Source organism: Pseudoroseomonas ludipueritiae, assembly GCF_014490445.1.
Classification (GTDB): Bacteria; Pseudomonadota; Alphaproteobacteria; order Acetobacterales; family Acetobacteraceae; genus Pseudoroseomonas; species Pseudoroseomonas ludipueritiae.
On record NZ_JACTUZ010000189.1, the window covers coordinates 1 to 7,514 of the forward strand.

The 7,514-nt window shown below is 68.8% G+C and carries 7 protein-coding genes; 6 read left to right on the forward strand and 1 reads right to left on the reverse strand.

All coding sequences use genetic code 11. The features are described from left to right. The 5 genes from IBL25_RS23105 to IBL25_RS23125 form a co-directional block, all read left to right on the forward strand. A partial coding sequence (locus IBL25_RS23105) for an extracellular solute-binding protein (protein WP_187780838.1) occupies positions 1-1,813 on the forward strand: 1,813 nt, incomplete at its 5' end. Positions 1,814-1,820: 7 nt separating this feature from the next. After that, entirely contained in the window at positions 1,821-2,930 is a 1,110-nt protein-coding gene (locus IBL25_RS23110) for a microcin C ABC transporter permease YejB (protein ID WP_187780839.1), read from the forward strand. Beyond that, entirely contained in the window at positions 2,930-3,961 is a 1,032-nt protein-coding gene (locus IBL25_RS23115; protein ID WP_187780840.1) for an ABC transporter permease, read from the forward strand. Before IBL25_RS23110 ends, IBL25_RS23115 begins: the two co-directional genes overlap by 1 nt. A 238-nt stretch (positions 3,962-4,199) precedes the next feature. After that, positions 4,200-5,780, forward strand: a complete 1,581-nt coding sequence (locus IBL25_RS23120; protein WP_187780841.1) for an ABC transporter ATP-binding protein — start codon at positions 4,200-4,202, stop codon at positions 5,778-5,780. Positions 5,781-5,791: 11 nt separating this feature from the next. After that, positions 5,792-6,214: a hypothetical protein gene (locus tag IBL25_RS23125; RefSeq protein WP_187780842.1), complete on the forward strand. Its 423-nt coding sequence runs from the start codon at positions 5,792-5,794 to the stop codon at positions 6,212-6,214. A 66-nt stretch (positions 6,215-6,280) separates the two neighbouring features. Here the strand turns inward: IBL25_RS23125 and IBL25_RS23130 are convergent, their stop codons facing one another. Next, entirely contained in the window at positions 6,281-6,709 is a 429-nt protein-coding gene (locus IBL25_RS23130; RefSeq protein ID WP_238940608.1) for a rhodanese-like domain-containing protein, read from the reverse strand. 61 nt (positions 6,710-6,770) lie between these two features. Here IBL25_RS23130 and IBL25_RS23135 point away from each other — a divergent pair. Next, positions 6,771-7,514 (forward strand): DJ-1/PfpI family protein (locus IBL25_RS23135; protein ID WP_238940609.1); only part of this gene is annotated, 744 nt, incomplete at its 3' end.

The window sequence follows — 7,514 nt, forward strand, 5'->3', positions numbered from 1 at the left end:
CGCCCCCGGCCCCGCCACCCCGGCCGCGCCCGCCGCGCCGCCAGCGGGCGAGATGCGCCGCACCCATGCGCTTTCCCTGCTGGGCGAGCCCGGCCTGCCGGCCGATTTCCCGCACTGGCCCTGGGTAAACCCCAATGCCCCCAAGGGCGGCGAGATGGTGCTGGCCGCCATCGGCTCCTTCGACAGCCTGAACCCCTTTATTCTTCGCGGCACGGCGGCGGGGGCGGTGGTGCGGATCTACGACACCCTGCTGGCCCCCAGCATGGACGAGGCCAGCACCGAATACGCCCATCTCGCCGCCTCCATCGAGGTGCCGGCGGACCGGCGCGGCATCACCTTCGTGCTGCATGACAAGGCGCGCTGGCACGATGGCAGGCCTGTCACGGCGGAGGACGTGGTCTGGACCTTCAATGCGCTCCGCGAAAAGGGCCGCCCCTTCTACCGCGCCTATTGGGGCGATGTGGCCGAGGTGGTGGCGGATGGCCCGAAGCGCGCCGTCTTCCGCTTCTCCACCGACCAGAACCGCGAGCTGGGGCTGATCCTGGGCCAGATGCCGGTGCTGCCGAAGCATTTCTGGGAAGGCAAGGATTTCGCCCAGCCCGGGCTGGAGGTGCCGCTGGGCTCCGGCCCCTACAAGGTGGAACGCTTCGAGGCCGGGCGCTCCATCGTGCTGAAGCGCGTGCCCGACTACTGGGGCCGCGACCTGCCCACCATGAAGGGCACCAACAACCTCGACACCCTGCGCTACGAGTATTTTCGCGACGCCACCGTGGCCTTCCAGGCCTTCAAGGCCGGGCAGGTGGAGTTCCGGCAGGAGAATATCGCCAAGGACTGGGCCACCGCCTATGACTTCCCCGCCGTGCGCCAGGGGCAGGTGAAGCGCGACGAGATCCGCCACGAATTGCCCACCGGCATGCAGGGCTTCGCCATGAACACCCGCCGCCCGCTGTTCCAGGACCGGCGGGTGCGCGAGGCGCTGGGGCTGATGTTCGACTTCGAATGGATGAACGCCAACCTCTTCTATGGCAGCTACACGCGCACGAGTTCCTATTTCTCCAATTCCGAGCTCGCCGCCACCGGCCTGCCCTCCGAGGGCGAGCTGCTGATCCTCTCCGCCTTCCGCGGCCGCGTGCCGGAGGAGCTGTTCACCAGCGAATTCCGCGTCCCGGTCTCGGACGGCCAGAACAGCAACCGCGAGGCCGCCCGCAAGGCCCTGGCGCTGCTGAAGGATGCCGGCTGGACCGTGAAGGACCGCAAGCTGGTCAATGAGCAGAACCAGCCCTTCGCCTTCGAGATCCTGCTGGACAGCCCGACCTTCGAACGCGTGGCGCTGCCTTACGTGCAGTCCCTACAGCGCCTGGGCATCGACGCCCGCGTGCGCACGGTGGATGCCGCGCAATACCAGAAGCGCACCGACGAATTCGATTTCGACATGACGGTGGACCTGATTCCGCAATCGCTCTCTCCCGGCAATGAGCAGCGGGATTTCTGGAGCAGCGAGAAGGCCAAGGAGCCCGGCAGCCGCAACCTGATCGGCGTCTCCGACCCCGTGGTGGATGCGCTGGTGGAGCTGGTGGTCAATGCCCCGGACCGGCAGGCGCTGATCGACCGCTGCCGTGCGCTCGATCGCGTGCTGCTCTGGAGCTATTACGTCGTGCCGCATTGGCACAGCCGGGCCTTCCGCATCGCCTGGTGGGACAAGTTCGGGCGCCCGGAGCGCAACCCGCGCTATGGGCTGGACCTGATGAGCTGGTGGGTGGAGCCGGCGCGCGACCGCGCCTTGCCGGCCGACCGCAAGACCATGGCGCAGTAGCCACCGCGTGGGCGCCTATCTCCTCCGCCGGCTGGCGCTGCTGGTGCCGACGCTGTTCGGCATCATCCTGATCAATTTCGCCATCGTGCAATTCGCCCCCGGCGGGCCGGTGGAACAGATGCTGGCGGAACTGCGCGGCCAGGGCGGCAGCGCCGTCGGCCGCCTTTCCGGCGAAGGCGGCGGCGAGGTCCGCGCCCCGGGCGGCGGTGGCGGCGGAGGTGGAGGCGGCCCGGTCGGCACCTATCGCGGCGCGCGCGGGCTGGACCCCGCGGTGGTGGCCGAGATCGAAAAAGCCTTCGGCTTCGACAAGCCGGCGCATGAACGCTTCTGGACCATGCTGAAGGGCTATCTGCGCTTTGACTTCGGCCAGAGCCTCTTCCAGGGCCGCCCGGTGCTGGACCTGCTGCTGGAGAAGCTGCCGGTCTCGGTCTCCCTCGGCCTCTGGTCCACGCTGCTGATCTATTTCATCTCCATCCCATTGGGCATCGCCAAGGCGGTGCGGGATGGCTCGCGCTTCGATTTCTGGACCTCGGCCGCCGTGCTGGTGGGCTATGCCGTGCCCGGCTTCCTCTTCGCCATTCTCCTCGTCGTGCTCTTCGCCGGTGGCTCCTTCCTGCAGATCTTCCCCTTGCGCGGCCTGACAACATCGGGCTCGGCCGACTGGCCCTTCTGGCAGCGCGCGCTGGACTATGGCTGGCACATGGTGCTGCCCACGATCTCCCTCGTCATCGGCGGCTTCGCCAGCCTGACCATGCTGACCAAGAACAGCTTCATGGACGAGATCGGCAAGCAATACGTCCTCTCCGCCCGCGCCAAGGGGGCGGGGGAAAAGCGCGTGCTCTATGGCCATGTCTTCCGCAATGCCATGCTGCTGATCATCGCCGGCTTTCCCGCCGCCTTTATCGGCATCCTCTTCACCGGCGCGCTGCTGGTGGAGATCGTCTTCTCGCTCGATGGCCTGGGCCTGCTGGGCTTCGAGAGCGCCATCCGCCGCGACTACCCGGTGATGTTCGGCACCCTCTACATCTTCACCCTGCTGGGGCTGGTGATGCAGATCATCGGCGATATCACCTATACCCTGGTGGACCCGCGCATCGACTTCGAGGCCCGCCGCTGATGTCACCCATCACGCGGCGGCGCCTGCAGAATTTCCGTGCCAACCGGCGCGGCTGGATCTCGCTCTGGGTCTTCGCCGTGCTCTTCGTCCTCACGCTCGGCGCCGAGTTCGTCGCCAACGACCGCCCCATCGTGGCCCGCGTGGAAGGCAAGTGGTTCTTCCCCGTGCTGCGCAGCTACGCGGAAAGCGACATCCTCTCCGACGGTTTCCCCACCGAGGCCGTCTGGCGCGACCCCATCCTGCGCGAGGAAATCGAGAAGCGCGGCTGGGCCATCTGGCCCGCCGTGCCTTATCGCTACGACACCATCATCCGCGACCTTGGCCAGCCCGCGCCCTCGCCCCCCTCCTGGCGCAACCCATTGGGCACCGACGACCAGTCGCGCGACGTTCTTGCCCGCATCATCTGGGGCTTCCGCATTTCCGTCCTCTTCGGCTTCGCGTTGACGCTGGCCAGTTCCCTCATCGGCATCCTGGCTGGCGCGGTGCAGGGCTATTACGGCGGCTGGGTCGATCTCGGCTTCCAGCGCTTCATCGAGATCTGGTCCGGGATGCCGCAGCTTTTCCTGCTGATCATCCTTTCCTCCATCATCGAGCCCGGCTTCTGGACCTTGCTGGTCTTCCTGCTGCTGTTCTCCTGGATGGCGCTGACCGGCGTGGTGCGCGCCGAATTCCTGCGCGGCCGCAACCTGGATTACGTGCGCGCCGCCAAGGCGCTGGGCGTCTCCGACAGCCGCGTGATGCTGCGCCACATCCTGCCCAATGCCATGGTGGCGACGCTGACCTTCCTGCCCTTCCTTCTCTCGGGTTCCGTCACCATCCTGGCCTCGCTCGACTTCCTCGGCTTCGGCCTGCCGCCAGGATCACCCTCGCTGGGCGAGCTGGTGAACCAGGGCAAGAACAACCTGCAGGCGCCCTGGCTGGGCATCACTGCCTTCTTCGTGCTGGGCGGGGTGCTGACCCTGCTGATCTTCATCGGCGAGGCGGTGCGCGACGCCTTCGATCCGCGCAAGCTGCCGGGAGGCGGGCGATGATGGTGTTGAAGGGAAAGGCTGGGGTGGAAAGTCCACCCCAGACCCCGCTTCGAGTTGGAGCGGGCTGCATCCTTCGTGCTGCCGTGACTCGCCGCAGCACGCGTGGTCCGGTGGGAATGGTTTTCGAAAACTTTTCGCGGCCCGCCCACGCTGCCGCCTCCGCCAAAGCGCCAATTCGAAGCGGGGTCTGGGGTGGACTTTCCACCCCAGCCTTCTCTTTCCTGCCGGCTTCAGCAGCATGAGCGCCATCCTCGAAGTCCAGGACCTCTCCGTCGCCTTCCGTGGCCAGGAGGTGGTGCGCGAGGTCGGTTTCAGCGTCTCTCCCGGCCAGACGGTGGCGCTGGTCGGCGAATCCGGTTCCGGCAAGAGCGTCACGGCGCTGTCCTGCCTGCAATTGCTGGGGCCGGGCGGCGCCAATCCGGCGGGGCGCATCCTGCTGGACGGCACCGATGTGCTGAAGGCGAGCCCGGCCGAGTTGCAGCGGCTGCGCGGTGGCGTGGCCGGCATGGTGTTCCAGGAGCCGATGACCTCGCTGAACCCACTGCACAGCATCGGCCGCCAGGTGGGGGAGGCGGTGACGCTGCACCAGCCCCTGCGCGGCGCCGCGCTGCGGGCGCGGGTGATCGCGTTGCTGGAGCGCGCGGGGCTGCCCAATGCGGCGCAGCGGCTGGATGCCTTTCCGCACCAGCTCTCGGGCGGGCAGCGGCAGCGCGTGATGATCGCGGCGGCCTTGGCGAATGACCCGAAGCTGCTGATCGCGGATGAGCCGACCACGGCGCTGGATGTCACCATCCAGGCGCAGATCCTGGAACTGCTGGACCAGTTGAAGCGGCGCCTGAACATGGCGATGCTGCTGATCACGCATGACCTCTCGATCGTGCGGCGGCATGCGGACCATGTGGTGGTGATGCGCCATGGCCGGGTGGTGGAGCAGGGGCCGGCGGCCCAGGTGCTGAACGATCCGCAGCACGACTATACAAAAATGCTGCTGGCGACGGAGCCGCGCGGGAAGCCGGAACCCGTTCCCGCATTGGCCCCCATCGTCTTGGAGGCTGAGCAGATAAAGGTGCATTTCCCGATCCGGCGCGGGCTGCTGCGGCGGAAGGTCGGCGAGGTGCGCGCGGTGGATGGCGTCTCCTTCGACCTGCGTGAGGGCGAGACGCTGGGCCTGGTGGGGGAAAGCGGTTCCGGCAAGACCACGCTGGGGCTGAGCCTGTTGCAGTTGGAGCGCGGCGAGGGCTTGGTGCGCTTCGAGGGCAAGCCGATCCAGGGCCTGTCCCGCGCGCAGTTGCGGCCCTTGCGGGCGCGGATGCAGGTGGTGTTCCAGGACCCCTATGGCTCGCTCTCCCCGCGCATGAGCGTGGCGGAGATCGTGGGGGAGGGGCTGGCGGTGCATGCCCCGGAACTCAGCCGGGTGGAGCGGGAAGCCCGGGTGCGGGGGGCGCTGGAGGAGGTGGGGCTCGACCCCGCCACGGCCACGCGCTACCCGCATGAATTCAGCGGCGGCCAGCGGCAGCGCATCGCCATCGCCCGCGCCCTGGTGCTGAACCCGCGCCTGCTGGTGCTGGACGAGCCGACCAGCGCGCTGGATGTCTCGGTGCAGGCGCAGGTGGTCGAATTGCTGCGCGGGCTGCAGGCGCGGCACAGGCTCGCTTATCTCTTCATCAGCCACGACCTGCGGGTGGTGCGGGCCATGGCGCACCGGATCATGGTGCTGAAGGGGGGCAAGGTGGTGGAAAGCGGCGATGCCGATGCGGTGTTGCGTGCCCCGCGAGAGGCCTATACCCAGGCCCTGATGCGCGCAGCCTTCGAAGTGTGAGCCAGGAGCCTATGACGGAATTGGAAGCCCTCCGCGGCATGATCGACCGCGGCGAGGTGCAGCTCGGCGTGCATATCCGCAAGATGAACACCCCTGGCTCCCCGGTCTATCGCCAGGGCGAGAATGTCTGGCCGCTGTCGCTGCTGCTGGTGGCCAGCCTGCTGGGTATCTGGCTGGTGCATTTCTATGTTGGCGCGCTGATCCTGGCGGCGGGCACCATCTATTGGGTCATGAAGATCCAGCCGCGCGTCAAGCAGGGTGTCTTCGAGCGCAGCGCCGCCCTGGCGCTGGAGAACGAGGCCAATTTCGACGCGCTCTGGGCCAAGGATGCGCTGACCCTTTATGCCAAGCTGCCGGACGGCACGGAACGCGCGGCGGCCCGCAAGCACGACTGGCGCGCCTTTGTGCGCGGCATGCCCGACAGCGGCTTCTGACCCCCGTCTCTTCCCGGCTGACGCGCCTGGCTATCCCGGCGGCGTGACGCGGGCGGGCGGCCTGCTTCAGCAGGCGCAGCTCGCCGCCTTATCCCGTGCCGTGCCGGCGAAGGGAAAGCCCTCGTCGGCCCAGCCGGTCATGCCACCCAGCATCAGCTTCACCGGCAGGCCCAGCCCGGCCAGCCGCAGCGCGGCGCGGTCGGCGCCATTGCAATGCGGCCCGGCGCAATAGACCACGAAGAGCGTGCCCGGCGGCCATGCCGCCATGCGCGCGGCATCGATCTGCCGGTGCGGCAGGTTCAGCGCGCCGGGCACATGGGCGCGGGCGAAGGCGGTGGGGCCGCGCACATCCAGCAGCACGAAATCGGCGGCGCCACCCTTCATGGCAGCCTGCACATCGGCGCAATCGGTTTCCAGCGACAGGCGCCGGGCGAAATGCGCCAAGGCCTGTTCCGGCGTGGCGGGCGGGGTGTCGGTGACGGGGCTGGGCGGCATGGCGGTTCCTCCTGGGACGCGCATCCTGCGCCACATGCGGCGGGGCTGGGCAGCGGCAGGAATGCCCATTAGCGTCAAGATCATGCCAAACCCCGCGCCCGCCACTCCGCTGGTGGTGGTGCTGGCCTATGATGGGCTCTGCACCTTCGAATTCGGCTGCGCCGCCGAGGTCTTCGGCCTGCCCCGGCCGGAGATGGGGGAAGGCTGGTACCGCTTCGCCGTCGCCGCCATCGAGCCCGGGCCGCTGCGCGCCACCGGCGGGCTGCGGGTGGAGGCCGATGGCGGCATGGACCTGCTGGCCCAGGCCGGCACCATTGTCGTGCCCGGCTGGCGCGGGGTGGAGGCGCCGGTGCCGGAGCCGCTCTGCGCCGCGTTGCGGGCGGCGCATGCGGCGGGGGCGCGCATCCTCTCGCTTTGTTCCGGCGCCTTCGTGCTGGCGGCGGCGGGGCTGCTGAAAGGCCGCCGCGCCACCACCCACTGGCGCTATGCCGACCGGCTGGTGGCACGCTTCCCCGGCCTGCGCTTCGTGCCGGATGTGCTCTATGTCGATGAGGGCAGCGTGCTGACCGCCGCCGGCAGCGCCGCCGGGCTGGACCTTTGCCTGCACTTGGTGCGGCGGGATTTCGGCCCTGCCGCCGCCAACCGCGTGGCGCGGCGGCTGGTGCTGCCGGCGCACCGGCAGGGCGGGCAGGCGCAATATGTGGAACGCCCGGTGCCGGGGGCCATCACCGCCGATGCGCGCATCGCGCCGCTGCTGGACCGGGTGCGGGCGGCGCTGGACCAGCCCTGGCCAATCGCCCGCCTG

What these genes read in the sequence shown, in the direction of transcription:
- IBL25_RS23125 (WP_187780842.1), top strand. Translation starts at nt 5,792, where the DNA reads ATGACGGAATTGGAAGCCCTCCGCGGCATGATCGACCGCGGCGAGGTG.
- IBL25_RS23120 (WP_187780841.1), top strand. Translation starts at nt 4,200, where the DNA reads ATGAGCGCCATCCTCGAAGTCCAGGACCTCTCCGTCGCCTTCCGTGGC.
- IBL25_RS23115 (WP_187780840.1), top strand. Translation starts at nt 2,930, where the DNA reads ATGTCACCCATCACGCGGCGGCGCCTGCAGAATTTCCGTGCCAACCGG.
- IBL25_RS23130 (WP_238940608.1), bottom strand. Translation starts at nt 6,709, where the DNA reads ATGCCGCCCAGCCCCGTCACCGACACCCCGCCCGCCACGCCGGAACAG.